Annotated in this window: 23 protein-coding genes; 13 read left to right on the forward strand and 10 right to left on the reverse strand. The window is 71.2% G+C overall.

What is annotated here, in order from left to right; all coding sequences use genetic code 11:
* Window positions 1-18: 18 nt before the first annotated feature.
* The 4 genes from ABZU25_RS13525 to purS form a co-directional block, all read right to left on the reverse strand.
* Window positions 19-774, reverse strand: coding sequence for a 2-phosphosulfolactate phosphatase (locus tag ABZU25_RS13525; protein WP_355029693.1), 756 nt, complete (start codon window positions 772-774; stop codon window positions 19-21).
* Window positions 775-778: 4 nt separating this feature from the next.
* A complete protein-coding gene (gene purL / locus ABZU25_RS13530) occupies window positions 779-3,436 on the reverse strand; it encodes a phosphoribosylformylglycinamidine synthase subunit PurL (protein WP_355029618.1) in 2,658 nt (885 codons plus the stop codon).
* Between the two features lie 67 nt (window positions 3,437-3,503).
* Window positions 3,504-4,187 (reverse strand): phosphoribosylformylglycinamidine synthase subunit PurQ, encoded by a 684-nt coding sequence (gene purQ, locus ABZU25_RS13535; RefSeq protein ID WP_238685297.1) that lies wholly within the window; start codon window positions 4,185-4,187, stop codon window positions 3,504-3,506.
* Window positions 4,184-4,447 (reverse strand): phosphoribosylformylglycinamidine synthase subunit PurS, encoded by a 264-nt coding sequence (gene purS, locus ABZU25_RS13540; RefSeq protein WP_204942808.1) that lies wholly within the window; start codon window positions 4,445-4,447, stop codon window positions 4,184-4,186. Before purS ends, purQ begins: the two co-directional genes overlap by 4 nt.
* Window positions 4,448-4,802: 355 nt before the next feature.
* Here purS and ABZU25_RS13545 point away from each other — a divergent pair, with 355 nt between their 5' ends.
* Both ABZU25_RS13545 and ABZU25_RS13550 read left to right on the forward strand, forming a co-directional pair.
* Window positions 4,803-5,486 carry a trypsin-like serine protease gene (locus tag ABZU25_RS13545; protein WP_355029619.1) on the forward strand — a complete coding sequence of 228 codons (684 nt, stop codon included), beginning with the start codon at window positions 4,803-4,805 and terminating at the stop codon, window positions 5,484-5,486.
* Window positions 5,487-5,615: 129 nt separating this feature from the next.
* Window positions 5,616-6,074 carry a YbjQ family protein gene (locus ABZU25_RS13550; protein ID WP_355029620.1) on the forward strand — a complete coding sequence of 153 codons (459 nt, stop codon included), beginning with the start codon at window positions 5,616-5,618 and terminating at the stop codon, window positions 6,072-6,074.
* Between the two features lie 137 nt (window positions 6,075-6,211).
* On the opposite strand, the gene purB is transcribed toward ABZU25_RS13550, so the two are convergent.
* The 3 genes from purB to ABZU25_RS13565 form a co-directional block, all read right to left on the reverse strand.
* Window positions 6,212-7,636 carry an adenylosuccinate lyase gene (purB, locus tag ABZU25_RS13555; RefSeq protein WP_355029621.1) on the reverse strand — a complete coding sequence of 475 codons (1,425 nt, stop codon included), beginning with the start codon at window positions 7,634-7,636 and terminating at the stop codon, window positions 6,212-6,214.
* A gap of 616 nt (window positions 7,637-8,252) precedes the next feature.
* Window positions 8,253-8,825, reverse strand: a complete 573-nt coding sequence (locus ABZU25_RS13560; RefSeq protein WP_355029622.1) for a hypothetical protein — start codon at window positions 8,823-8,825, stop codon at window positions 8,253-8,255.
* Window positions 8,826-8,924: 99 nt separating this feature from the next.
* The gene (locus ABZU25_RS13565) at window positions 8,925-10,217 is read right to left on the reverse strand and encodes an acetyl-CoA C-acetyltransferase (protein WP_355029623.1); all 1,293 of its coding nucleotides are present in this window, start codon (window positions 10,215-10,217) and stop codon (window positions 8,925-8,927) included.
* Between the two features lie 55 nt (window positions 10,218-10,272).
* On the opposite strand from ABZU25_RS13565, the gene ABZU25_RS13570 reads away from it, so the two are divergent.
* The 6 genes from ABZU25_RS13570 to ABZU25_RS13595 all read left to right on the forward strand — a co-directional run bounded on the left by ABZU25_RS13570 (window position 10,273) and on the right by ABZU25_RS13595 (window position 16,625).
* Window positions 10,273-11,631: a 3-oxoacyl-ACP reductase gene (locus ABZU25_RS13570; RefSeq protein ID WP_355029624.1), complete on the forward strand. Its 1,359-nt coding sequence runs from the start codon at window positions 10,273-10,275 to the stop codon at window positions 11,629-11,631.
* 140 nt (window positions 11,632-11,771) lie between these two features.
* Window positions 11,772-12,596, forward strand: a complete 825-nt coding sequence (locus ABZU25_RS13575; protein WP_355029694.1) for a MaoC/PaaZ C-terminal domain-containing protein — start codon at window positions 11,772-11,774, stop codon at window positions 12,594-12,596.
* 80 nt (window positions 12,597-12,676) lie between these two features.
* Window positions 12,677-13,429: an NUDIX domain-containing protein gene (locus ABZU25_RS13580; protein ID WP_355029625.1), complete on the forward strand. Its 753-nt coding sequence runs from the start codon at window positions 12,677-12,679 to the stop codon at window positions 13,427-13,429.
* Window positions 13,426-14,397: a serine/threonine protein kinase gene (locus ABZU25_RS13585; protein ID WP_355029626.1), complete on the forward strand. Its 972-nt coding sequence runs from the start codon at window positions 13,426-13,428 to the stop codon at window positions 14,395-14,397. Before ABZU25_RS13580 ends, ABZU25_RS13585 begins: the two co-directional genes overlap by 4 nt.
* 9 nt (window positions 14,398-14,406) lie before the next feature.
* Window positions 14,407-15,366, forward strand: a complete 960-nt coding sequence (locus tag ABZU25_RS13590; RefSeq protein ID WP_355029627.1) for a hypothetical protein — start codon at window positions 14,407-14,409, stop codon at window positions 15,364-15,366.
* Window positions 15,363-16,625 carry an adenylosuccinate synthetase gene (locus ABZU25_RS13595; RefSeq protein WP_355029628.1) on the forward strand — a complete coding sequence of 421 codons (1,263 nt, stop codon included), beginning with the start codon at window positions 15,363-15,365 and terminating at the stop codon, window positions 16,623-16,625. Before ABZU25_RS13590 ends, ABZU25_RS13595 begins: the two co-directional genes overlap by 4 nt.
* A gap of 11 nt (window positions 16,626-16,636) precedes the next feature.
* On the opposite strand, the gene ABZU25_RS13600 is transcribed toward ABZU25_RS13595, so the two are convergent.
* Window positions 16,637-17,131 (reverse strand): Lrp/AsnC family transcriptional regulator, encoded by a 495-nt coding sequence (locus ABZU25_RS13600; RefSeq protein WP_355029695.1) that lies wholly within the window; start codon window positions 17,129-17,131, stop codon window positions 16,637-16,639.
* 110 nt (window positions 17,132-17,241) lie between these two features.
* Here ABZU25_RS13600 and ABZU25_RS13605 point away from each other — a divergent pair, with 110 nt between their 5' ends.
* Entirely contained in the window at window positions 17,242-18,195 is a 954-nt protein-coding gene (locus tag ABZU25_RS13605; protein WP_355029696.1) for an SMP-30/gluconolactonase/LRE family protein, read from the forward strand.
* Window positions 18,196-18,270: 75 nt separating this feature from the next.
* Window positions 18,271-18,891, forward strand: a complete 621-nt coding sequence (locus tag ABZU25_RS13610) for a DedA family protein (protein WP_355029629.1) — start codon at window positions 18,271-18,273, stop codon at window positions 18,889-18,891.
* 44 nt (window positions 18,892-18,935) lie between these two features.
* On the opposite strand, the gene ABZU25_RS13615 is transcribed toward ABZU25_RS13610, so the two are convergent.
* Window positions 18,936-19,574, reverse strand: coding sequence for a TetR/AcrR family transcriptional regulator (locus ABZU25_RS13615; protein WP_355029630.1), 639 nt, complete (start codon window positions 19,572-19,574; stop codon window positions 18,936-18,938).
* A 69-nt stretch (window positions 19,575-19,643) separates the two neighbouring features.
* Between ABZU25_RS13615 and ABZU25_RS13620 the strand changes: the two genes are divergently transcribed.
* The 3 genes from ABZU25_RS13620 (at window position 19,644) to ABZU25_RS13630 (ending at window position 23,175) form a co-directional block, all read left to right on the forward strand.
* Window positions 19,644-20,096, forward strand: a complete 453-nt coding sequence (locus ABZU25_RS13620; protein ID WP_355029631.1) for an SCP2 sterol-binding domain-containing protein — start codon at window positions 19,644-19,646, stop codon at window positions 20,094-20,096.
* Between the two features lies 1 nt (window position 20,097).
* Window positions 20,098-21,312: an acyl-CoA dehydrogenase family protein gene (locus ABZU25_RS13625; protein ID WP_355029632.1), complete on the forward strand. Its 1,215-nt coding sequence runs from the start codon at window positions 20,098-20,100 to the stop codon at window positions 21,310-21,312.
* Window positions 21,313-21,612: 300 nt separating this feature from the next.
* Window positions 21,613-23,175 (forward strand): AMP-binding protein, encoded by a 1,563-nt coding sequence (locus tag ABZU25_RS13630; protein WP_355029633.1) that lies wholly within the window; start codon window positions 21,613-21,615, stop codon window positions 23,173-23,175.
* 22 nt (window positions 23,176-23,197) lie between these two features.
* On the opposite strand, the gene ABZU25_RS13635 is transcribed toward ABZU25_RS13630, so the two are convergent.
* Window positions 23,198-24,541, reverse strand: a complete 1,344-nt coding sequence (locus ABZU25_RS13635; protein ID WP_355029634.1) for a hypothetical protein — start codon at window positions 24,539-24,541, stop codon at window positions 23,198-23,200.
* Window positions 24,542-24,558: the final 17 nt, after the last annotated feature.

A 24,558-nucleotide genomic window follows, 5' to 3' on the forward strand; every position in this document is an offset into this window, starting at 1 on the left:
TGGTGTATCCCGCACCGATCAGGCGGCGGAGAAGACGCCCTGGTTGAGCACCGGCACGACGTCCGAGACGCCGACCCGGACGGCGACGTCCACGTCCTCGGCGAAGCCGCCCTCGGTCAGTTCCCGCCCGGAAACGCTCCCCCGCACAGCGGCAGCCACATCCGGGGTGCTCGCCAGCGCGGCAAGTGCCATGGCAGCCTCCACGGACAACCCGCCCGGTACGCCGGAGAGAGCGTCGAGCACCAAGGCGGCGCCGAGTTGGTCCTCCACCGACGGGCGCAGCGACCCGTCGGGCCACCGCTCCCCCGAGGCGATCACGCCGATCGGAGCGTCCACGGTGCCGTACCCCTGGCGGCGCAGCCAACGCCCGACGGCCCGCGCGTTACGCAGGCACGCCGCGACCACCGGGAGGCCGGTGGCGCTGGCGGCGGCGCTGATGGCGGAACCGTTCGGCGAGGGTAGTACCAGGTCCGCCACCACCGGTGCGGTGCTCAGTGCGGCGGGCGAGAGCGACCACGGATGCTCCGCGTTCACCCGACGTCGGCCCACCGCGGCGACCGCGCCGACGCGCACCGCGTACTCGGCGGCCTGCTCACCCCAGGGGAACGGGTGCACCCGCATGCCCCGGGCGACCGCCACCTCCACGGCGGTGGTGAACGACAGCACGTCCACCACCACCAGCGCCGCGCAGACCCGGCCGAGCTCGGCCGCCCCGGTCAGCCCCCAGTCGAACCGGGCACCGGAACCGGGTTGGCCGTAGACAGCGGCCGCCAACGCCTCAGCGCTCGTCAGGCGACGGTTCGGTGACACCGGTGTCAGACTCGGACGACCGCCCGGGCTGTGCCGGACCGATCGGCTCGACAGCGCCGGTCTCCGGGGAAGGCCCCGAAGAGGCGATCGGCTCGGAGACCACCTCGGCCGGGTCGACCGGCTCGGCCGGGGCGACCGGCAGCGGGACGGCCTCGACCGCGCCCGCCACGCCGGCGGCCGGCGCGGGCACCTCGACGGTCGCCGAACCCCCGAAGAGGCGCGGCAACGTCTCGGTGTGCGCCCTGCGCAGCTCGTCCAGGTCGATCCGGAACTGACCGTGCACCTCAAGCGCGCCGCCGGACGGGTCGGTGACGCCGATCAGCTCCAACGGCACCCCCCGCTCGGCGCAGAGCGCCGCGAACGCCTTGTCGTGGCCGCGCGGCACCGACACCAGCGCCCGCGTGGCGGACTCGCTGAACAGGTAGACGAACGGCATCGAGCCCTCGGCGAACTGCTCCGGCACCGCGACCCGGGCACCGACGCCGCGGCGCAGGCAGGACTCGACCAGGCTCTGGGCGAGGCCACCGTCGGAGAGGTCGTGCGCGGAGGCCAGGTGACCCACCCGGGCGGCCTCGGCCAGCAGGTCGGCGAGCGCCTTCTCCCGGGCCAGGTCGACCTGCGGCGGGATGCCGCCGAGGTGCTCGTGCGTCACCCAGGCCCACTCCGAGCCGGACAGCTCCACGTTCGTCTCGCCGAGCAGGTAGAGCTGGTCGTGGTCACCACCGGCACGCGGGACGAAGCCCATCGGCACCCGGTCAGCGACGTTGTCCAGCACACCCAGCACACCGACCACGGGGGTCGGGTGGATGGCCGCCGCGCCGGTCTGGTTGTAGAAGCTGACGTTGCCGCCGGTCACCGGGATGCCCAGCTCCAGGCAACCGTCCGCCAGGCCACGCACGGCCTCGGCGAACTGCCACATCACGCCCGGGTCCTCCGGGGAGCCGAAGTTGAGGCAGTTGGTCACGGCAATCGGCTTCGCGCCGGTCACCGCCACGTTCCGGTACGCCTCGGCCAGGGCCAGCTTGGTGCCGTTGTACGGGTCCAGTCGGGCGTACCGGCCGTTGCCGTCCACCGACAGCGCCACACCCAACCCGGTCCGCTCGTCGATCCGGATCACGCCGCCGTCCTCCGGCTGGGCGAGCACGGTGTTGCCCAGCACGTAGCGGTCGTACTGCTCGGTGACCCAGGTCTTGTCGGCCAGGTTCGGCGACGCGATCATGCGCAGCACTGTCTCCCGCAGCGCCTCCGGGTCGGCCGGGCGGGGCAGCGTCTCGGCCCGGTCGGCCTGGAGCAGGATCAGGTCGGCCGGCTCACGCATCGGCCGGGCGTAGACCGGGCCGTCGTCGACAAGCGAACCCGGCGGCACGTCGACGACCAGGTGGTCCTGCCAGGTGATCAGCAGTCGACCCGGGCGGCCGTCCGGCTCCGGTGCGGTGACCTCACCGATCGCGGTGCCGAGGACCCCCCACTTCTCGCAGGTCTTGAGCACCGCGTCGAGCTTGTCCGGCTCGACGACAAGCAGCATCCGCTCCTGCGACTCGCTGGCCAGGATCTCGTGCGGGTCCATCGACGGCTCGCGCAGCGGCACCCGCTCCAGCCAGACCCGCATGCCGGTGCCGGCCGCGGCGGCGGTCTCGGTGAGCGCGCAGGTCAGGCCGGCGCCACCGAGGTCCTGGATACCGACGACCAGCTGGCCGTCGTACAGCTCGAGGCACGCCTCGATCAGCAGCTTCTCGGTGAACGGGTCGCCTACCTGCACGGCGGGGCGGCGCGCCTCGCTGCCCTCGTCGAAGGTGGCGCTGGCCAGCACCGACACGCCGCCGATGCCGTCCCGGCCGGTCTTGGCGCCCATCAGGACGACAACGTTGCCCGGGCCGGCGGCAGCCTTGTTCTGCAGCCGGTCCACCGGCAGCACACCGAGGCACAGCGCGTTGAGCAGCGGGTTGCCCTGGTAGGAGGGGTCGAAGACCAGCTCACCACCGATGTTGGGCAGGCCGAGGCAGTTGCCGTAGCCGCCGACGCCGGCGACCACGCCGGTGAGCACCCGGGCGGTGTCCGGGTGGTCCGCGGCACCGAAGCGCAGCGGGTCCATCACCGCGACCGGGCGGGCACCCATGGCGAGGATGTCCCGGACGATGCCACCGACGCCGGTCGCCGCGCCCTGGTACGGCTCGACGAAGCTCGGGTGGTTGTGCGACTCGACCTTGAAGGTCACCGCCAGCTCGTCGGAGATCTGTACGACGCCGGCGTTCTCGCCGATGCCGGCGAGCAGCCGGTCGCTGTGCGGGGCCTTCTCACCGAACTGGCGCAGGTGCACCTTGCTCGACTTGTAGGAGCAGTGCTCGCTCCACATGATCGAGTACATCGCGAGTTCGGACTGCGTGGGCCGACGGCCGAGGATCTGCCGGATCCGGTCGTACTCGTCGTCGCGCAGACCAAGCTCGGTGTACGGCTGGAGCTCGCCCGGAGTGCCACCGGCGCGCGGCACGGTGTCCACGCCCTCGGTCCACACGGCGGTGTCCAGCGGGGCCGGGGCGGCGGGCTGCACCGGGCTCGGCTCGGTCGGCTGCGCCGGGGCGGAGTACGCCTCGGGCGTGTCGCGTACCGGGTCCGGATGGGTGGTCATGACCTCTCCTCGCTGCGCTCGTGCCCGCCAGACCGGCGGTTGAGCAGACCGATGATCGTGTCGCCGGTCATGCCGGCGCCCCCACCAGGTGCTTGAGGACCGACGTGAAGAAGCCGAGGCCGTCCAACGAAGGACCGGTGAGTGCCTCCACCGCGTGCTCGGGGTGCGGCATGATGCCGACCACGTTGCCCGCGGCGTTGGTGATCGCGGCGATGTCGCGCTGCGACCCGTTGGGGTTGCCGCCGACGTACCGGGCGACCACCCGGCCCTCGGCTTCGAGCTGGTCCAGCGTCGCGGTGTCCGCGACGTAGCAGCCCTCGCCGTTCTTGACCGGGATGAGCACCTCCTGGCCGGGCTGGAACGCGTTGGTCCACGCGGTGCCGGCCGACTCGATGCGCAGGACCTGGTCCCGGTTGCGGAAGTGCAGGTGCTGGTTGCGGGTGAGCGCACCGGGCAGCAGGTGCGCCTCGCACAGGATCTGGAAGCCGTTGCAGATGCCGAGCACCGGCAGGCCACCCTGGGCGGCGTCCACGATCGTCTCCATCACCGGGGCGAACCGGGCGATGGCGCCGCAGCGCAGGTAGTCACCGTAGGAGAAGCCGCCGGGCAGCACGACCGCGTCGACGCCGTGCAGATCCGGGTCACCGTGCCAGAGCCGGACCGGCTCGGCACCGGCGATCCGGACGGCGCGGGCCGCGTCCCCGTCGTCGAGCGAGCCAGGGAAGGTGACGACACCGACCCGGGCGGTCACGAGCGGGCGTCCGCGGTCTCGTCGGCCTCGACCACGCGGATGGTGAAGTCCTCGATGACCGGGTTGGCGAGCAACTTGTCGGCAATCTCCCGAGCGCGGTCCAGGTCCGGTTCACCGGTGAACTCGATCTCGATCCGCCTGCCGATCCGAACCGAGGCGACGTCACCGACGCCGAGCCGGGGCAGCGCGTTTGCGACGGCCTGGCCCTGCGGATCGAGGATCTCGGGCTTGAGCATGACGTCGACGACGACGCGAGGCACTGGGCACTCCTGACTGTGTACGCAGTTGGGTGCCGACCCACAACGGGCGAGCGCAGCCAGCGTACCTGGCAGATATCGCCACGGGCGCACCGGCCGGGTGCACTTCAGGCAGTGATCGACATTACCGGCGCTCACTGTGACCCAGGGAGCGCGACAGGCGGCCTCAGCAGGACATACACGGCGCTTCCGGTGGCCGAATCGTTACATTGATCAATCTTGATCAAAATCTTGATAACGCTGACCTCGGGCCCTACTGTACATCGACGTAAGTCGATTCAGGCGACGGCGGGAACCCCCGCTGTCGCCCTCCCGCACCCGGCGACCCCGGGTCCGCCCCGTCCAAGGAGTCCCCCCGATGCGCATCCGCCCCCTGCTCGCCGTACTCAGCACCGCGTTGGTCGGCGCCCTCGGCGCCGCGTCCGCCGCGTCCGCCGCCCCGCCCGGCCCGCAACCCATCATCGGCGGCAACACCGTCACGTCCGCGCCCTGGGCCGCCGCGGTGCTGAGCAACGGCTCGTTCACCTGCTCCGGCAGCGTCATCGCCGCGCAGTGGGTGCTCACCGCCCGCCACTGCATCAGCGGCACCATGTCGGTCCGGGTCGGCAGCGTCTACCGCGCCTCGGGCGGGGTCACCCGCACGGTCAGCGCCACCTACACCCGCAACGACCTCGCCCTCATGCGGCTCTCCAGCACCGTCAGCACGTCGACGGTCACCCTGGCCAGCAGCAACCCACCCATCAACTCGACCAACTCGATCTACGGGTGGGGCATGACCTGCTACAGCGGCTGCTCCGCGTCCAGCCAGCTGAAGACCGCCACCGTGCGGGTGACAAGCAACAGCGTCACCGACGCGTACGGCGGGCAGGCGATCCGCAGCACCGAGATCAGCGGTAACGCCTGGCGGGGCGACTCGGGTGGCCCCCAGTTCTACAACGGCCAGCAGGTCGGCGTCGCCTCCACCGCCGACGGCTACAGCATCCAGAACTACGGCAGCGTTGCGTACAACCGGGCCTGGATCACCTCGGTGGCCGGTGTCTGACGGTTAACGCCCCGGGCGGCGCGGATGGTCGGCTCCGTGTCGGCCGTCCGCGCCGCGTCGTTTTGCAGCATCCGATCAGGTGAACAATGCACCCGATCGGGTTGGGCCACTCCTGACAGCATCGGAACCGTGCTGGTCGTGACGACAGAGCAACTGCCCGGCTATGAGATCCGCCAGATTCTCGGTGAGGTCGTGTCCTCGATGGCCAGGACACGCAATCCGTACCGCGAGGGGGTCAAGAACCTACGCGGCGGCGCGTACGACCCGATGGCCCCGGACAATCTGACCCGTTGGCGCACCGACTCGGTGTCCCGGCTCGGCGAGGAGGCCCTGCGGCTCGGCGCGAACGCGGTGATCGGCATGCGCTTCGACAGCCGCGACTGCGGCGAGATGTGGATGGAGATCTGCGCGTACGGGACGGCAGTGGTGGCCGTACCCAAGGTGCCCGAGGTCATGCCGGCCGACCAGCCGGCGGTCGCCGCGGAGACCGCGGAGGTCGCGGGCTTCACGGAGTCGCCGAGTGGCATCGCCGAACCGGCCAGCGCCCCCAACCTCCGAACCGCCGCCGAAACCGCAACCGGCGACTGACCCCCCTCAACCGGCCCCACCCCACCCACCAGGCCCCACCCATCATCCGGTTGATCAAGAGGTTTGCGTCAATCAGGAGATCAAAAATGACGCCAACCTCTTGATCAACCGGGCTGGGGGGTGGGGGTGGGGGTGGGTTAGAGGATGGGGGGAGGGCTGTAGGTTGCGGCGTTTGGGTGGGTTTCGACCACCTTGGTGATTCGGCGGGTTATCGCCTCCACCTGGGCGGCGGCGGCGCCGACGAAGGCGGCGCGGTCGGCGACCAGGGTGTCGATGTCGGCGCGGGTCAGGCCGAGTCGGCCGTCGGCCGCCAACCGGTCGAACAGGTCGTTCTCCGGCGAGCCCTTCTCGCGCATCGCCAGGGCCACCGCTACCGCGTGCTCCTTGATCACCTCGTGCGCGACCTCCCGGCCGACGCCCCGCCGGACCGCCGCCACCAGGATCTTCGTGGTGGCCAGGAACGGCAGGAACCGCTCCAACTCCCGGTTGATCACCGCCGGGTAGGCGCCGAACTCGTCGAGCACGGTGAGGAAGGTCTGGAACAACCCGTCGGCGGCGAAGAACGCGTCCGGCAGGGCCACCCGGCGGACCACCGAGCAGGACACGTCCCCCTCGTTCCACTGGTCACCGGCCAGCTCGCCGACCATCGACAGGTAACCGCGGATGATCACCGCGAAGCCGTTCACCCGCTCCGACGAGCGGGTGTTCATCTTGTGCGGCATCGCGCTGGAGCCGACCTGGCCCGGCTTGAAGCCCTCGGTGGCCAACTCCTGGCCGACCATCAGCCGGATCGTGGTGGCCAGCGACGACGGCGCCGCGGCGGTCTGCGCCAGCGCGGCCAGCACGTCGAAGTCCAGCGAGCGCGGGTAGACCTGCCCGACACTGTCCAGCACCCGGGAGAAGCCGAGATGCTCGGCCACCCGCCGCTCCAACTCGGCCACCTTGTCCGCGTCGCCGTCGAAGAGGTCCAACTGGTCGGCCGCCGTGCCGACCGGTCCCTTGATCCCCCGCAGCGGGTAGCGGGCGATCAACTCTTCCAGCCGCTCGTACGCGATGAGCAGCTCCTCCGCCGCCGACGCGAAGCGCTTGCCCAACGTGGTGGCCTGCGCCGCCACGTTGTGCGAACGGCCGGTCATGACCACCTCGGAGTGCTCGTGGGCCAACCAGGCCAACCGGGCGAGGGCGGCCACCACCCGATCCCGGATCAGCTCCAGCGAGGCGCGCACCTGAAGCTGCTCGACGTTCTCGGTGAGGTCCCGCGAGGTCATCCCCTTGTGCACGTGCTCGTGCCCGGCGAGCGCGCTGAACTCCTCGATCCGGGCCTTCACGTCGTGCCGGGTGACCCGCTCCCGTTCGGCGATCGAGGCGAGGTCGACCTGGTCGAGCACCCGCTCGTACGCCTCGACCACGCCGTCCGGCACCGACACGCCCAGGTCACGTTGGGCGCGGAGCACGGCGAGCCAGAGCCGCCGCTCCATCCGGACCTTTTCCTCCGGAGACCAGAGGGCGACCAGTTCGGGCGAGGCGTACCGGTTGGCCAGCACGTTGGGGATCGTCGTCACGTACCTCATTGTCCCGCACCTGCTACTCGGCACCCAGGGCGGGCCCGGTTGACGAGCCGCCCGGGCGGTTCGGCTGGCTGCCCATGCACCGAGCGAACCACTCGGGCCCGGTGGATGGTCGCGTTCGCCGCCGAGAACTGCTTGATCAGTTGCGCCGTCGAGGGCTCGGGCTGTGAGCGCAGCCGGCGGCCGGCGGTGACCGTCGGTCACCTCCGTGGGGGCGGATGCGGTAGTGAGCGGTATACCTCAGAGTCATATTCATACCTCAGAGGTATACCGCTCAACAGCACATCACATGGGCCAGCCACAGCGGATGGCGAGCGCCCTTCGCTGCGCCCGCAGCCCCGTCCTGAGTGAGGACTTACTCGTCCAGGCCAGGTGGTCCTGCGGGTGATCGAGGTGGGCCGACGCGAACGGCACAGCAACGGCATCTGGCTGCCCTGCGAGTACAACCCGCCGTGCGGCCGGCGGAGCGCGAGATCCCTAAGCCGCACGTGCCCATCCGGCCAACCTGGACCTGCGCCGGCCGCGGACAGGAGTGCCCGGTTCCTCGGGTGTCCGGCACAGCGCCGGCATCCGGCGCGTCCGCGCTCCGCACCCTGTGTCACTGACTGAATCAGAGGTCGTGCGCCGCCTTCGTGGGCGCCGAGGGGTCGTTGATGAACCGTCCTTCGGCGTACCTCTCGAACGCCCGCACGACCTCATCCTGAGACGCCCGCAGGGAATCCAGCCCCACCAAGATTATGGACGGCCGACCATCGACCTTGGTCGTGTATTCCGCCGGGACGCCGACGTCGACGCCGGTCGCCGGCACCAGAACGAGTCGCGGAACGCCTGCGCCCTGCGCCGTGCTGGTTGGCGGCTCGAGGAGCACCGCGTCGATCGACGCCCACGGTACGGAACGGTTGATGCCCCCCACGTGCAGCCGGAGCCCGGTCTCGTCGATGACGATGGGCGTCGGTCGGAACGCGCTGGCAACGAGGGCGAGCGCTCCGAGGAACGAGACGAGTCCGAAGAGGAACAGCGGTCCGGAGCCCACCGGCACAATTAGGATCCGTAGCTCCCAGCCGTTCTGGGATGCCCACATGGTGATTAGGCCGCACAAAAGGAAGAAGGTGGTCCAGAAAAGGTGGGGACGAGCGCGGCGAAGCTCCATTGTGAACTCCAGATACTTGGCAGGCCGAGCCATTGCAGCAAGGTCGCGCAGAACCTAGCAGTAGTGATCTTGACGAGACAACGACGCAGACCCATCGTGAACGGGCTCTAGTCCGTCGGCAGCGGGTCAGGCTCAGCGCTCCAGGATCGCGGTCACGCCCTGGCCACCGGCCGCGCAGATCGAGATCAGCCCGCGCCCACTGCCCTTCTCGGCCAGCATCTTGGCCAGGGTCGCCACGATCCGCCCACCGGTGGCGGCGAACGGGTGCCCGGCGGCCAGCGACGAGCCGTTCACGTTGAGCCGGTCGGTGTCGATCGCGCCCAGTGGCGCGTCCAGGCCGAGGCGGTCCTTGCAGAACTCCGGCGACTCCCAGGCGGCGAGGGTGGCCAGCACCTGCGATGCGAACGCCTCGTGGATCTCGTAGTAGTCGAAATCCTGCAATGTCAGTCCGGCGCGGGCCAGCATCCGGGGCACCGCGTAGGCGGGTGCCATCAGCAGCCCCTCGTCGCCGTGCACGAAGTCGACCGCCGCCGTCTCCGACCAGCTGAACCAGGCCAGCACCGGCAAGTTGTGCGCTGCCGCCCACTCCTCGCTGGCCAGCAGCACCGTGGACGCGCCGTCGGTGAGCGGTGACGAGTTGCCGGCGGTCATGGTGGCGTGCTCGGCGTCCGGGCCGCGGGTGCCGAAGGCCGGCTTGAGCGAGCCGAGCTTCTCCAGGCTGGTGTCGGCGCGGAGGTTCTGGTCGCGGGTCAGCCCCAGGTACGGCGTCATCAGGTCATCGAAGAAGTTCCGGTCGTACGCGGCGGCCAGCCGTTGGTGTGAGCGCAGCGCCAGCTCGTCCTGGGATCGCCTGTCGATCTGCCAGTGCAGGGCGGTGCGGGCGGCGTGGTCGCCCATGGACAGGCCGGTACGTGGTTCGGCGATCCGCGGGATCTCCGGCTTGAACGGCTGCGACGGGCGCAGCTTCGCCGCGATCTTGAGCCGTTCGCCCAGCGTGCGGGCGGAGTTGAGCTTGAGCAGGGTGCGCCGCATCTCCTCGTTGACCGCCAGCGGCGCGTCGGAGGCGGTGTCGACACCGCCGGCGATGCCCACGTCGAGCTGACCGAGGGCGATCTTGTTGGCGACCAGGATCACCGCCTCCAGGCCGGTGCCGCAGGCCTGCTGGATGTCGTACGCCGGGGTGTGCGGGTCGAGCCGGGAGCCGAGCACCACCTCGCGGGCGAGGTTGAAGTCACGGGAGTGTTTGAGGACCGCCCCGATCACCACCTCGCCGACCCGCTGACCGGCCAGCCCGTACCGGGCGATCAGACCGTCCAACGCGGCGCCGAGCAGGTCCGGGTTGGACGCGTCCGCGTAGCGGGAGTTGGAACGGGCGAAGGGGATGCGATTGCCCCCGATGACCGCGACCCGCCGGATGCTCTGCACGATCCGCCTCCTCCGAGATGTGTTGCTCGAACCTACTCGCCAGTAGGCTACGCCCATGACCGACAGGTACGCGAGCTTCGTCCAATCGGCCGCCGGCCGCGCGCTGGTCAAGCGCCTCGGGCTGCCCGACCCGCCCCGACTGCGTCGGCACCACCCCGGCGACCCGCTGCTGCCCGGACCGGCAGTGCTCGGCGCGGCCACCGGCGGCCGGCTCGCCGAGCCGCTCGCCAAGATCCTGACCACCGCCGGGGTCGAGCTGCGGGACACCGGCAGCGCCACGGCGCAGGACCGGTTCGGAGCACTGGTGTACGACGCCACCGGGATCACCGACTCGACCGACCTGCGCCAGCTCTACGACTTCTTCCACCCGCGGGCTCGGGCGGTGCTGCCCAGCGGCCGGGTGATCGTGCTCGGCACCCCGCCGCGGGAGTGCGCGACGACCCGCGAGGCGACCGCCCAGCGCGCCCTGGACGGGCTGGTGCGCAGCATCGGCAAGGAGTTCGGCCGGGGCACCACCGCCCAACTCGTCCAGGTGACCCGCGACAGCGACACCACGGGCACGCTCACCAGCCTCGAATCGACCCTCCGCTTCCTCCTGTCCGGCCGGTCCGCGTACGTCTCGGGCCAGGTCATCCGGGTCGGCGTCGGCGCGGCGAGCGCACCTGCCGACTGGGACCGCCCGCTGGACGGCCAGGTCGTGCTGGTCACCGGTGCCGCCCGGGGCATCGGTGCGGCGCTGGCGAAGGTGCTCGCCCGCGACGGCGCGCAGGTCGTGGCGCTGGACATCCCGGCCGCCGGGGACGCCCTCGCCGCGGTGGCGAACGACATCGGCGGTACGGCGGTGCAGCTCGACCTGACCGCGCCGGACGCGCCGACCCGGCTCGCCGACCACCTGGCCAACAGGCACGGCCGGGTCGACGTGGTGGTGCACAACGCCGGCATCACCCGGGACAAGACGCTCGGCCGGATGGACGCCGACCGGTGGGACCAGGTCATCGACGTCAACCTCTCCAGCCAGGAGCGGATCAACGATGTGCTGCTGGAGCGGGAGCTGATCCCGGCCGGCGGGCGGATCGTCGCTGTCTCGTCGATCGCCGGGATCGCCGGCAACCGGGGGCAGACCAACTACGCGACAAGCAAGGCCGGGGTGATCGGCCTGGTCGACTCGCTCGCCCCGGCCCTGCGCGAGCGGGGGATCAGCGTCAACGCGGTGGCCCCGGGCTTCATCGAGACCCGGCTGACCGCGCGCATCCCGCTGGTGGTCCGCGAGGCGGGCCGACGGATGAACAGCCTGGCCCAGGGCGGCTTGCCGGTGGACGTGGCCGAGACGATCGGTTGGCTGGCCTGGCCGGCCAGCGGTGCGGTAAGCGGCAACGTGGTGCGGGTCTGCGGCCAGAGCCTGCTGGGGGCGTGATGGGCACGCGGAGGGAGCCGGACGACGACCTTTCCCTGCATGAGTTGATCGACGGCCCGACGGAGACACTGTCGGCGGAGACGCGGGCCAGGGCACTCCAGCCGGAGTCCGGCGCGCGTACCCGGGTCGAACTGGCTCGGATGCCGGCGTCCGGGGCGCTCCACCGGCGGGCGGTGCTCGGCGCGCTGCCGGGTCTCGGCGGCGGGCGGCGGGGGTCTGGCCTGCCGGCGGCCGAGTTGGCAGTGGGCGGGGTGCGGGTGGACCGGGCGCACCTGGCCGACTACGACCGGATCTGCGGTTTCCGGCTCACCGACCGGCTGCCCGCGACGTTTCCGCACGTCATGGGCTTTCCGCTGGCCCTGCGGCTGATGACCGAGCCGGAGTTTCCCATCCCGCTGACCGGTGTGGTCCACGTCGGCAACCGGATCACCGTGCACCGCCCGATCGGCGCCGACGAGACTCTCGACTTCACCACCTACGCGGAGAACCTGCGCCCGCACGACCGGGGGCGGCAGGTGGACGTGGTGCTGGTCGGCTCGGTCGACGGTGTGGAGGTCTGGCGCGGCGTCTCGACGTACCTCGGTCGGGAGCGCACGCCCGGCGGCGGTGAGCGGCGCGACCGGAGCGCACGCCCCGCCGCACCGACCGCCACGGCCCGGTGGCGGGTGGAACCCCGCGTCGGCACGACGTACGCGCGGGTCTCCGGGGATCACAACCCGATCCACACCTCACTGCTCGGTGCGCGACTGTTCGGCTTCCGTCGACCGATCGCGCACGGCATGTGGAGCAAGGCGCGCTGTCTGGCCGCGTTGGAGAACCGGCTGCCGGACGCCTACACCGTCGAGGTCGCCTTCAAGGCGCCCGTGTCGCTGCCGAGCACTGTGAACTTCGCCCTGCTGCCGGACGGTGGGTTCGCCCTGCACGACTCGCGCGGGCGTCCGCACCTGGCGGGTTTCGTGCGCTGACGGTTTCCGGGCTTGGCAGGGATGCCCTCGTGCGTTAGGTTGTTCTCAGAGAGAGATGTTCTCAAGCTGAGAGAGACGCGATGAACGAGCAGCAGTTCCTGGCCGCGTACGACCCCCGGGCCTACCCGTCGGTCGCGGTGACCGTCGACGTGGTGGCGCTGACCATCCGGGACGGCGCACTGCACCTGCTGCTGATCCAGCGCGGGCAGCCACCCTTCGCGGGGCACTGGGCGCTGCCCGGCGGCTTCGTCCAGCCCGACGAGGACCTGATCGCCGGCGCTCGACGGGAGCTGGCCGAGGAGACCGGGCTCGGCGGCGAACGGCTGCGCCGCGTACACCTGGAGCAGTTGGGCAGCTATGGCGCCCCCGACCGCGACCCGCGGATGCGCGTCGTCTCGATCGCCCACCTCGCGTTCGCCCCCGACCTGCCGGACCCGGCCGCCGGCACCGACGCCGACGCGGCGATCTGGCTGCCGGTCACCGCGTTGACCAGCCGGCAGCTCGCCTTCGACCACGGCCGGATCATCGACGACGGGCTGGAGCGGGCCCGGTCCAAGCTGGAATACGCCCCACTCGCCACGCGCTTCCTCGACGCCGAGTTCACGATCAGCGAGCTGCGCACCGTCTACGAGACGGTCTGGGGTCACCCGCTGCACGCCGGCAACTTCCACCGCAAGGTGCTCTCGGTCCCCGGCTTCGTGGAGAGCACCGGCGCCAGCACCGAGCGCGGTGGCACCCGGGGTGGCCCCCGCGCCCGGCTCTACCGGGCCGGCGACGCCCGCCTGCTGCACCCGGCGCTGCTGCGCCCCGCCCGCGAGGAGACGGTGCGATGAGGACCGGGGCGGCCATCGACCTGGTCACGGCGGCCCGCACCGACGCCGACCTGTTCGGCACGGACCAGCCGGCCCGGCGTTACCGCGCGCTGGTCGCCGCCCTGCACCCCGACCGCCTGCCGGCCGACCCGGCGGTACGCGCCGAAGCCCTCGACGCGTTCATCCACGTCACCACCCGCTGGCGGGCCCGGCAGGTCACCGTCCTCGGCGCCTACCGACTCGGCACCCCGGCCCACTCGGGTGACCTCGCGGACCTCTACGACGTCGGCGACGATCGGCTGCTCAAGCTCCCCCGCCGGCCCACCGACAACGACCTGATGGCCCGCGAGGCGCACGCCCTGCGCACCATCGCCGAGCGTGGCGACCCGCGCTACCTGCCGTACGTGCCCCGGCTGGTCGACGAGTTCCCGCACCGCGACGCGTGGACCGGCGCCGAACGGCGGATCAACGTGCTCGCCACCGCACCCGGGCTGCACGACCTCGACGAGGTACGGCACGCGTACCCCGACGGGTTGGACGGCCGGGACGTGGCCTGGATGTGGCGGCGACTGCTGGTGGTGCTCGGCCTGGCCCACCGGGCCGGCGTGGTGCACGGCGCGGTCCTTCCCCGACACGTGCTGATCGAGCCGGACGGCCACGGCGTGGTGCTTGTCGACTGGTGCTTCTCCGCCCCCGTCGGCGGCACGATCCCGGCGCTGGTGCCGGGCCAGGAGGACTGGTATCCGGAGGAGGTCCCCGGCAAGCGGCAGTGCGGGCCGGGCACCGACATCGCGCTGGCCAGCCGCTGCATGAGCTGGCTGATGGGGTCGCGGGCGCCCCGCGAGCTGCACGCCTTCGCGCGGGGTTGCCGGCAGCGGTCCCTGGACGCCCGGCCCGACGACGCCTGGCGTCTGCTGCGCGAACTCGACAAGGTGCTGGATCGGCTCTACGGGCCACGCACCTTCCGCCCCTTCACCCTCACCCCCTAGGGAGCTGTCATGGGCAGTGGAATCTGGTCCACCGACGTGTACGACGCCGCCGACCGCTACCGGCGCTCCACCGGCCGCAGCGCGTTCTCCTACAGCGACAGCGGGGCGCGCAGCGTGCACACCGCGCTCGACCCCCGCGACGCGATGCGCGAGAGCCGCGACTCCGACGAGCACCCCCGGTCGACCCCCGTCGCGGTGCTCTTCGACGTGACCGGCTCGATGCGCAACGTGCCGCGCCTCCTGCAGACCAAGCTGCCGCAGCTGCTCGGGCTGCTGCAACGGCAGGGGTACGCCAGCGACCCGCAGATCATGTTCGGTGCGATCGGCGACGCGACCTGCGACCGGGTTCCGTTGCAGGTCGGCCAGTTCGAGTCGGACAACCGGATGGACGACGACCTCGGCCGGATCGTGCTGGAGGGCGGTGGCGGCGGGCAGATGAGCGAGTCGTACGAGCTGGCCATGTACTTCATGGCCCGGCGCACCGCCACCGACAACTGGGAGAAGCGCGGCCGGCGCGGCTACCTGTTCATCATCGGCGACGAGCTGGCGTACCAGAGGGTGAAGGCCCGCGAGGTGGCCCGCCTGATCGGCGACGACCTGACCGAGGACGTGCCGCTGCGGCAGGTCGTCGACGAGGTGACCCGCCGCTGGGACACCTACTACCTGCTCTCCGCCGGCAGCCACTACACCGGCAACGCGAAGGTGCTCGACTTCTGGCGGGACCTGCTCGGGCAGAACGCCGTCGTGCTCGACGACCTCGACGCGGTCTGCGAGACCATCGCGCTCACCATCGGCCTCGGCGAGCAGGCCATCGACCTGGACGAGGGCCTGCGCCACCTGGACCACGCCGGTTCCAGCGCCACCGGCACCGTGTCGAAGGCCCTGGCCCGCCTCGGCCGGGGACGGCGGGCCGAGGTGTCGACGCTGCCCGCCTCCACCGACACCACCGGTGGGGTGACCCGACTGTGAGGCACGTGGCGGTGGTCGACCTCGGCTACGGCGACGCCGGCAAGGGCACCGTGGTGGACTGGCTCTGCGCCACCCGGCCGGTGCACACGGTGATCCGCTTCAACGGGGGCGCGCAGGCGGCGCACAACGTCGTGCTGCGCGACGGGCGGCACCACACGTTCGCGCAGTTCGGCGCCGGCACGTTCCACCCCGGGGTCCGTACCCACCTGTCGCGACACGTGGTGGTGGACCCGCTGGCGCTGGCTGCCGAGGCCGACCATCTCGCCACGGTCGGGGTGACCGACGCGCTGGACCGGCTGACCGTCGACGGGGACGCGCTGCTCGCCACCCCGTACCACCGGGCCGCCAACCAGGCCCGGGAGATCGCCCGGGGAGCCGACCGGCACGGCTCCTGCGGGCTCGGGGTGGGCGAGGCCGTCGCGTACGGTCTCGCCCACCCGGACGACGCGCCCCGGGTCGGCGACTGCCGCCGTCCGGCGTTGCTGCACCGCCGGCTGACCGCCCTGCGGGATCGGCTGACCGCCGAGCTGGGCCCGCTGGGCGCGCCGCCGGTCGAGGACTGCCTGCCCGCGTTCAGCGGGTTCGCCGGGCGGGTCGCGATCGTCGACGGGACCTCGCTGGCCGGGGCGTTGCGCGCCGGGACCTGCGTCTTCGAGGGCGCCCAGGGAGTGCTGCTCGACGAGTGGCACGGCTTCCATCCCTACACCACGTGGAGCACCACCACGTTCGCCAACGCCGACAGCCTGCTCGCCGAGGCGGGCCAGTCCGGCGACGTGACCCGCGTCGGGGTGCTCCGCGTGGTCACCACCCGGCACGGGGCCGGGCCGCTGGTGACGGAGGACCCGACCCTGTCGCTGGCGGACCCGCACAACCCGACGAACCCGTGGCAGGGCCGGTTCCGGTTCGGCCACTTCGACGCGGTCGCCCACCGGTACGCCCTCGCGGCGGCCGGCGGGGTCGACGCCCTGGCCCTGACCCACCTCGACCTGGCCGGGCCCGAACTCCGGATCTGCCGCCGCTACGACACCACCGACCGGCTCACCCCGGGCCCACCCGGTGACCTGGACCGGCAGGCCGCGCTCACCGCCCGCCTGCTGCGCTCCCGCCCGCTCTACGACGACCCGCCGTCCGACTGGGCGGAGGCGGTACGCACGGAGCTGGGCACCCCGGTGGTGCTGACCTCGCACGGCCCCACCGCCGACGACAAGACCCCGCACGGCCCGCTGCTCGCCCCACCGGCCCTGGTCCGCTCAGTCTGACTCCTGCCGTCCTAACGTAGTGGCGCGTCGGCATCCGCCGGGTGCGGTTCGCCGGGCTGGTCAAGCACGCTCACCGGACGTTCGAAGAACGTCTCCAGCACGACCATGGCCTGGGTACCGGTGACCCCGTCGATGCCGAAGATGCGGCGCAGCGCCGCCTGCAGGTCTTCGGTGGTCGCGGCGCGGATCTTCACCAGCAGTGACGCCGCGCCGGCGATGATGTGCGCTTCCTGGATCTCGGGTATGGCCGCAAGCGCATCGGCTGTGGGGGCGTCGCCCATCCAGGAGTCGGCGCTGACCATCACGAAGGCCGACACGCCACGGCCCACGAGAGGCGGATCGACGTCGACGGTGGTCCGGCGGATCACGCCGCGTTCGCGCAGCTTGCGTACCCGGTCATGGGCCGACCCGGCGGACAGGCCCACCGCCTTGGCCAGCGTCACGTAGGACTGGGTGGCGTCGCGCTGCAGGTGCGTCAGCAACGCACGGTCGATGTCATCTACCACCGAAGGCATCCCTCTTGAATGAGATTTGGTCAACTGGCCTGTTGACCATACCAAGTACGGAACTTATATGCTCTTGCCGAACATTGCTTCGGTGCATGGGAGGCGCGGCGATGGCCGATTCTGTTCCCGCTGAGTTCCGCCTGCTGGACGAGCGGTTCCGTGGCTGCGACGGCGACTTCGTCGTCGAACGACTGCACAGCGGCGCACGCAAGACTGAGGGACCAGCGTATTTTCCGGCCGGCCGCTACCTGTTGTGGAGCGACATCCCGAACGACCGGCTGCTGCGTTGGGATGAGACCACCGGTGCCGTCGGCGTCTACCGCCACGTCTCGGGCTACGCCAATGGCAACACCGTGGACCGCCAGGGTCGGCTTGTCACGTGCGAGCAGGGCAACCGGCGAGTCACCCGCACCGAGCACGACGGCACGATCACGGTGCTCGCCGACCGCTTCCGCGGCAAGCGGTTCAACAGCCCCAACGACGTGGTCGTCCGCGCCGACGGCACGATCTGGTTCACCGACCCGAGTTACGGCATCCACAGCGACTACGAGGGCAACAGGGGCGACAGCGAGTTCGGCGGTGCCTGTTACGTGTTCCGCCTGGACCCTGCCACGGGCGACGTGCGCGTTGTGGCAGACGACTTCTGCCGCCCCAACGGCCTGGCGTTCTCGGCCGACGAACAGCAGCTCTACATCGTGGACACGCGGCAGGATCCCAGTCACATCCGCGTCTTCGACGTCACAGCCGACGGCACCCTCGGCGGCGGGAAAATCTTCGCCGAGTGCGACTTCGGCCGCTTCGACGGCATCCGTCTCGATGACGCTGGGCGGGTGTGGGCGGCGGCCTGGGACGGTCTGCACTGCTTCGACCCCGACGGCACCCTCATCGGCAAGTTGCCGCTACCCGAACCGGCGGCCAACCTCACGTTCGGCGGTCCGAAACGCAACCAACTGTTCGTCACCGCCGGAACCTCGGTGTACACGCTGCGAGTCACCTTCAACGGCGCCCATTACCCACCGGCCAACGGCGATGACCGACGCGATGCTCTGGACAAGAGGCGCTGAGGCGGCGCTTGGCTGACCAGTCGGCAATGTCGGCGAAGCGCCACCGACCGCCGCCGAGCCGCCGAGCATGGGGGAATGGACGCCCTGCTCGACCTCCTGCGTGGGACGGTCACGTCACCATGGGTGTACCTGGTGATCTTCGGGCTCACCGCGGTCGACGCGTTCTTCCCCGCGGTTCCGGGCGAGGCCGCCGTGATCACCGCCGGGGTGCTCGCGGCGGACGGCGGGCATCCCAGCCTGACCCTGGTGATCGCGAGCGCCGCCATCGGCGCGCTGGTCGGCGACCACATCTCGTACGCGATCGGGCAGGGCGGGGGCGCCGGCCGGCTGTCCCGCCTGCCCGACGGCAGCCGTCGGCGGGCCAGCTCCGAGTGGGCCCGCCGCGCCGTCGACCGACGCGGCGGAATCATCCTGACCACCAGCCGGTACGTCCCGGGCGGCCGGACCGCCGTCACGCTGACCATGGGCGCGGTGCGCTATCCCCGCCGGGCGTTCCTGCTGTACGACAGCATCGGGGCGCTCACCTGGGCGGTGTACTGCGGACTGCTCGGCTACTTCGGCGGGCTGGCCTTCGAACGTGACCCGGTGAAGGGCGTGCTGGTCGGCGTGGGGCTGTCGGTGATCGTCACGTTCGGGTTGGAGGGGATCCGTTGGCTGCGCCGCCGGGCACGCCGCCGCGCCGCCTCCCGCCACTGACCGGATCTCGCGCAGCATGCCGGTGCGCTGGCCTCGGGGGGCAGTCAGTCGGCGGCTGGGCGCCAGACGACGCCGTGCAGGAGTTGGCCGGCGCCCAGCCAGGCCACGTTCATCATCCGCGTGGCGGTCTTCTCCGGGTCGGCCTCCGGGTGGTCCGCGAGCCAGTCGGCAAGCGACTCGGTCGCGCCGACCAGGGCGTACGCGACGACCTCCAGGTCGACGGCGGTGATCTCCCGGCCCTCGGCGCGCAGGGCGTGGTCGAGCATCCCGGCGACGACCTCGACCAACCGGGCCCGCATGGTGGCCAGTTCGCCGGCGAACGGCTGCTCGCCCCGAGCCTGCCGGTAGAGCACCGCCCAGCCGTCGCGGTGCGCGCCCACGAAGCCGAAGAACGCCTTCAGCCCTCGCCAGAGTCGAACGTCTGCCGGCAGGTCGGGGGCGGCGGCGCCGGCGATGGCCTGCATCATCCGGGTGCCCTCCCGGTGCAGGCAGGCAACGAAGAGTTCCTCCTTGGTGCCCAGGTACGCGTACACCATGGGCTTGGAGATGCCGGCATCCTCGGCGATCTCGTCCATGCTGGCGGCGTGGAAGCCGCGCCGGGAGAAGACCTTGACGGCCGCGTCAAGCATCTGTTGCTCACGAACGGCGCGTGGCAGGCGCTTGAAGGCGGGCGGCGTGGACACCTTGCGAGCATACCTACTCGTGCGTAGGGTTACGCACGAGTAGCCAAATCTTCCGGAAGGCGCACCTGAATGACTGACTTCGACCCGGCCACCTTCGCCAACGTCGGCCCCAAGGAGTTCGCCCAGCTGGTCAAGTCCACCCCGGACGACAAGATCGCCCAGGTGATGTCCGGTGACCTGCGCGGCAAGATCCTGGGCGAGGTGTTCGGCCGGATGCCGTCGCTGTTCCGCGCGGACCGGGCCGGCTCCACCAACGCGGTCATCCACTGGATCATCACCGGCCGCTCGGATGGTGGCAACGACACCTACGAGGTGGCCATCGCCGACGGCAAGTGCGTGGTGAACGAGACCCCGCAGCACGACCCGAAGCTGAGCCTGACCATGGGCCCGGTCGAGTTCTTGAAGATCGTCTCCGGTGGCGCCAACCCGGTGATGATGTTCATGACCGGCAAGCTGAAGGCGAAGGGCGACCTCGGTCTCGCCGCCAACATCGCCAACCTGTTCGACATCCCCAAGGCCTGACATGGCTGAGTTCTCGCTCGATCTGAACGAGGAACAGCGGGATCTACGCGACTGGGTGCACGGCTTCGCCGCCGAGGTCGTGCGCCCGGCCGCCGCCGAGTGGGACGAGCGCGAGGAAACCCCGTGGCCGGTGATCCAGGAAGCCGCCAAGGTCGGCCTCTACGGCTTCGAGTTCCTCGCCACCTGCTGGGCCGACCCGACCGGGCTCTCCCTGCCGATCGCCAGCGAGGAACTCTTCTGGGGTGACGCCGGGATCGGTCTCTCCATCTTCGGCACCTCGCTCGCCGTCGCCGCCATCTACGGTGCCGGCACCCCGGACCAACTGGTCGAGTGGGTGCCACAGTGCTTCGGCGACGTCGACTCGCCAGCCGTCGCCGCGTTCTGCAGCAGCGAGCCGGAGGCCGGCTCCGACGTCGGCGCGATGCGCACCCGGGCCGTCTACGACGAGGCCACCGACGAGTGGGTGCTCAACGGGCAGAAGGCGTACGCCACGAACGGCGGAATCGCCGGCGTGCACGTGGTCGTCGCCTCGGTCGACCCCACCCTCGGCTCCCGGGGCCAGGCGGCGTTCGTCGTACCCCCGAGCACCCCCGGTCTGGCCGCCACCCGCAAGCTGCGCAAACTCGGCCTGCGCGCGTCCCACACCGCCGACGTCTTCCTCGACGGGGTACGAGTGCCGGGCCGCTGCCTGCTCGGCGGACGAGACGCCCTGCTGGCACGCCTCGACCGGGCCCGCGCCGGTCAGCGGGCCACCGGGCAGGCCGCGATGCGCACCTTCGAACTGTCCCGACCCACTGTCGGTGCGCAGGCGCTCGGCGTGGCGCGGGCCGCCTACGAGTACGCCCTGGACTACGCGAAGGACCGCGTCCAGTTCGGACGGCCGATCATCGAGAACCAGGCTGTCGCGTTCGCGCTGGCCGACATGCGGATGGAGATCGACGCGGCGCGGCTGCTGGTCTGGCGTGCGTCGTGGATGGGCCGCAACAACCGCCCGTTCACGGCGGGCGAGGGGTCGATGTCCAAGCTCAAGGCCGGCGAGGTGGCGGTGTCGGTCACCGAGAAGGCGGTGCAGCTACTCGGCGGTGCGGGTTTCCTGCGCGACCACCCGGTCGAGCGCTGGTACCGCGACGCCAAGATCTACACCATCTTCGAGGGCACCTCCGAGATCCAGCGACTTGTCATCTCCCGGGCGATCTCCGGGATGCAGATCCGCTGACCGACCGCATCGACGGGTCGCGGCGCGCCCGGCTGGTCCCGCCCGGTCCGGCGCGCCCCGGCCCGGCATGATCTCGTGCGGCCCGGCGCGCCCCGGCCCGGCTGATTTCGCGCGGCCGGCGCGCCCCGGCCCGGCTGATCTCGCGCGGCCGGCGGATTCCACGATCTGTGCCGTGTTCGTCACTCCACGCGGACGCGAACTGGGCCTTCCGCCGCGCCCAGTGCATGATCAAGGAAGACGCCCTGATGGACGGGGAGATCCGCTGCCCTGTCCGCGCACCACCCCGAGGAGGTCTGCGGCATGGACCTGCCGTTCATCGTTGCCACGCTGACCCGTCGCGGACTGCTCACCCCCGGCAGCCCCATCCGGGTCGCCTCGCAGCTCAACGCGTTACGAACGTGGGGATGGAGCCTGGCCGGCGAGTTGCGCCAGGCAGCCGCCCGGGACCCCGGCCGGCCGGCGCTCATCGACGAGAACGGCGTCGAGCTGACGTACCACGATCTGCTCGACCGGGCCGAACGGATGGCCCGCTCGATGCGCGCGGGGCTCGGCGTCCAGGCCGGCGACCGGATCGGCGTCCTCTGCCGCAACCACCACGGGCTGATCGAGACGATCGTCGCGGCCACCCTGCTCGGCGTCGACGCCGTGCTGGTCAACACCGGGCTCTCCGCCGCCCAACTGGGCACCGTCGCCGAGGAGCAGCGGCTGCGGCTGCTGGTGCACGACGACGAGTTCGCCGAACGGGTCCTCGGCCTTCCCGCCGAGCTGCCACGCCTCGACGAACGGGCCCGCGAGGAGCTGGTCGCCGGGGCGCTGCCTGGCGACCTGCACCCGCCGGAGCGGGACGGCCGGATCATCGTGCTCACCTCCGGCACCACCGGCACACCCAAGGGTGCCCGCCGACCCACGCCGAGCGGCTTCGGCCCGTTGGTGTCCATCATCGACCGCATCCCACTGCACGCCCGGGACCGGGTGATGATCGCGGCACCGATCTTCCACACCTGGGGGTTTGCCGCCCTCCAGGTCTGCCTGGCGTTGCGGGCCACCATCGTGCTGCACCGGCGCTTCGACCCGGTAGCCACGCTCGCCGCTCTCACGGCGCACCGGTGTGACGCGCTGTTCGCCGTACCGGTGATGGTGCAGCGACTCCTGGAGGTGCCCGCGCCGGACCCCCGCCCCCCGCTCACTGTCGTCGCGGTCAGCGGTTCTGCCCTGCCCGGCGGGCTCGCCTCGACGTTCATGGATGTCTACGGCGACGTCCTGTACAACCTCTACGGCTCCACCGAGGTCTCCTGGGCCTCCATCGCCGCTCCACAGGACCTGCGTCAGGCGCCCACGACGGCTGGCCGGCCACCGCACGGCACCCGGCTGGAGATGCTCGGTGACGACGGCCAACCGGTGCCGAACGGTCAGGTGGGGCGGATCTTCGTCGGCAACGAGATGCTCTTCGAGGGTTACACCTCCGGGGCCAACCGGGAGACCCGCGACGGCCTGCTCGACACCGGCGACCTCGGCCGGCTCAACCCGGACGGCCTGCTCTTCGTCGACGGCCGGGCCGACGACATGATCGTCTCCGGTGGCGAGAACGTCTTCCCGTCCGAGGTGGAGGATCTGCTCGCCCAACTGCCTCAGGTCCGCGAGGCGGCGGTGATCGGCGTACCTGACGCCGAGTACGGCCAGCGGCTGTCCGCGTTCCTCGCCCTGCACCCGGGCGAGACGCTCGACCCCGAGGCGGTACGCGAGTACGTCAGGCACTATCTGGCCCGCTTCTCCGTCCCCCGCGATGTGGTCTTCGTCAAATACCTCCCCCGCAACGCCACCGGCAAGGTGCTCGCCCGAGAATTGCGCCGCTACTACGGATAGGGGCTCAAAACCCGCGTCGCCGCTACCGTCCGTGGCCCGACACCTGGTCGTCGTCGATCGTGTGGGGTGCCTCGAACTGACTGTTCAGCCTGTCGTTGGCCGCCTCCAGACTGCGGGCCAGGCCCTCCGGCCGGTACCGGTCAGCGGCTTCCGTCGCGTAGTCGAGGAGGGTGAGGTCGAGGCCGGGCAGTTGGGTGTCGCTTCGGGGCACGGACCCGTTCTCCGCCGGCCAGGCAAGCCAGACGAGTGGTAGGGCGATCCTGGTTTCGTCCCGCTTCGTACGGCGGGAGCGGGTCTCCAGCATGACGGCGCAGGCCTCCTCGACGACCTCACGCGCCGTCGCCCTGGCCGTCGAGATCGCGGACTGTAGCGCGTCCCAAGCCTTTCCGTGCTCGGCCACCGCGGCACGTGCTTCCTGGATCAGCGTGCCAGCCTGTCTCTCCGCGTCGTCGAGCTGGCGCCCGGCACGCTTACTGCTGTCCGCATACGGGTTGTACGACTGCACCTTCACCGCGACGGCGCCGATGCTCAGCAGGACGATCAGAGCCACGAAGGTCGGCACGTAGTCCATCAGCCAAGGGGCCTCCCGGGCCGCGGACAGGGCCCGGGCCAGCGCCGCGATGCTGAGCAGGCCGAGGATCAGCGAGCCGAAGAGGACAGGACCCGGCAGCCGCGGCCACGGCAGATCATCCTCCTGGCGTTCCAGCGGCTCCGGTCGCCAGTCCCAGAAGAGCCGCCGCAGTACAACGGCGGGGGTGAGCGGCAGCAGCCTGCGCCGCCGGCTGAGCCGTTCACGGCGTCGCAGCAGGTGCGTGGCCAGTTCGGTGCCCGCCACGTAGAGGCAGACCGCCAGCCCGATGCCCGGAAGGTAGGCGAAGTAGAAGAGTGGATCCCTCCAGTCCGCGTCGAAGATCATCTGCACGAGGCTGCCGATGAACGAGGCGTCGAAGACGGCAGAGGCACCGAGCACGACCCAGAGCAGACCCGGATGCATGGCGCGCCGGCGACGGTCCTCGGGGCCATCCTTGGCGTGCCGCCGCACCACCCTGTCATTTTCGTCCAGTGCCTCCACCACGCCACCCCGGGCCCGGAAGCGGTCGACCTGATCGATGCGGGTCCGCGCCGTGTGATAGCGGGTGACCACCTCCGCGCTCCGCACGTTTACCGGTTCCTGGGATCGGCGCAGCGAGGCGTTGCCGGCGGTGAACGCCCGCAGGAGCGCAGCCGCTTCCAGGTCGTCCGGATTCTCTTCCTCGACGTAGCGGGTCGGGCCGAGCCCGATCGGGTCGGCGGGCGCGCCAGCACAGGACGCGGGTGCGGCCCATCTCGGCTTGTGGCCGTTTGTGTGAATGCTGCCCTGCGTCATGGGGCTCCCCCTCACAG

It is taken from the genome of Micromonospora sp. NPDC005215 (genome assembly GCF_040607915.1).
GTDB lineage: Bacteria > Actinomycetota > Actinomycetes > Mycobacteriales > Micromonosporaceae > Micromonospora.

What these genes read in the sequence shown, in the direction of transcription:
- purL (WP_355029618.1), bottom strand. Translation starts at nt 3,436, where the DNA reads ATGACCACCCATCCGGACCCGGTACGCGACACGCCCGAGGCGTACTCC.
- ABZU25_RS13545 (WP_355029619.1), top strand. Translation starts at nt 4,803, where the DNA reads ATGCGCATCCGCCCCCTGCTCGCCGTACTCAGCACCGCGTTGGTCGGC.
- ABZU25_RS13560 (WP_355029622.1), bottom strand. Translation starts at nt 8,825, where the DNA reads ATGGCTCGGCCTGCCAAGTATCTGGAGTTCACAATGGAGCTTCGCCGC.
- ABZU25_RS13570 (WP_355029624.1), top strand. Translation starts at nt 10,273, where the DNA reads ATGACCGACAGGTACGCGAGCTTCGTCCAATCGGCCGCCGGCCGCGCG.
- ABZU25_RS13575 (WP_355029694.1), top strand. Translation starts at nt 11,772, where the DNA reads ATGCCGGCGTCCGGGGCGCTCCACCGGCGGGCGGTGCTCGGCGCGCTG.
- ABZU25_RS13580 (WP_355029625.1), top strand. Translation starts at nt 12,677, where the DNA reads ATGAACGAGCAGCAGTTCCTGGCCGCGTACGACCCCCGGGCCTACCCG.
- ABZU25_RS13585 (WP_355029626.1), top strand. Translation starts at nt 13,426, where the DNA reads ATGAGGACCGGGGCGGCCATCGACCTGGTCACGGCGGCCCGCACCGAC.
- ABZU25_RS13590 (WP_355029627.1), top strand. Translation starts at nt 14,407, where the DNA reads ATGGGCAGTGGAATCTGGTCCACCGACGTGTACGACGCCGCCGACCGC.
- ABZU25_RS13605 (WP_355029696.1), top strand. Translation starts at nt 17,242, where the DNA reads ATGGCCGATTCTGTTCCCGCTGAGTTCCGCCTGCTGGACGAGCGGTTC.
- ABZU25_RS13610 (WP_355029629.1), top strand. Translation starts at nt 18,271, where the DNA reads ATGGACGCCCTGCTCGACCTCCTGCGTGGGACGGTCACGTCACCATGG.
- ABZU25_RS13620 (WP_355029631.1), top strand. Translation starts at nt 19,644, where the DNA reads ATGACTGACTTCGACCCGGCCACCTTCGCCAACGTCGGCCCCAAGGAG.
- ABZU25_RS13625 (WP_355029632.1), top strand. Translation starts at nt 20,098, where the DNA reads ATGGCTGAGTTCTCGCTCGATCTGAACGAGGAACAGCGGGATCTACGC.
- ABZU25_RS13630 (WP_355029633.1), top strand. Translation starts at nt 21,613, where the DNA reads ATGGACCTGCCGTTCATCGTTGCCACGCTGACCCGTCGCGGACTGCTC.
- ABZU25_RS13635 (WP_355029634.1), bottom strand. Translation starts at nt 24,541, where the DNA reads ATGACGCAGGGCAGCATTCACACAAACGGCCACAAGCCGAGATGGGCC.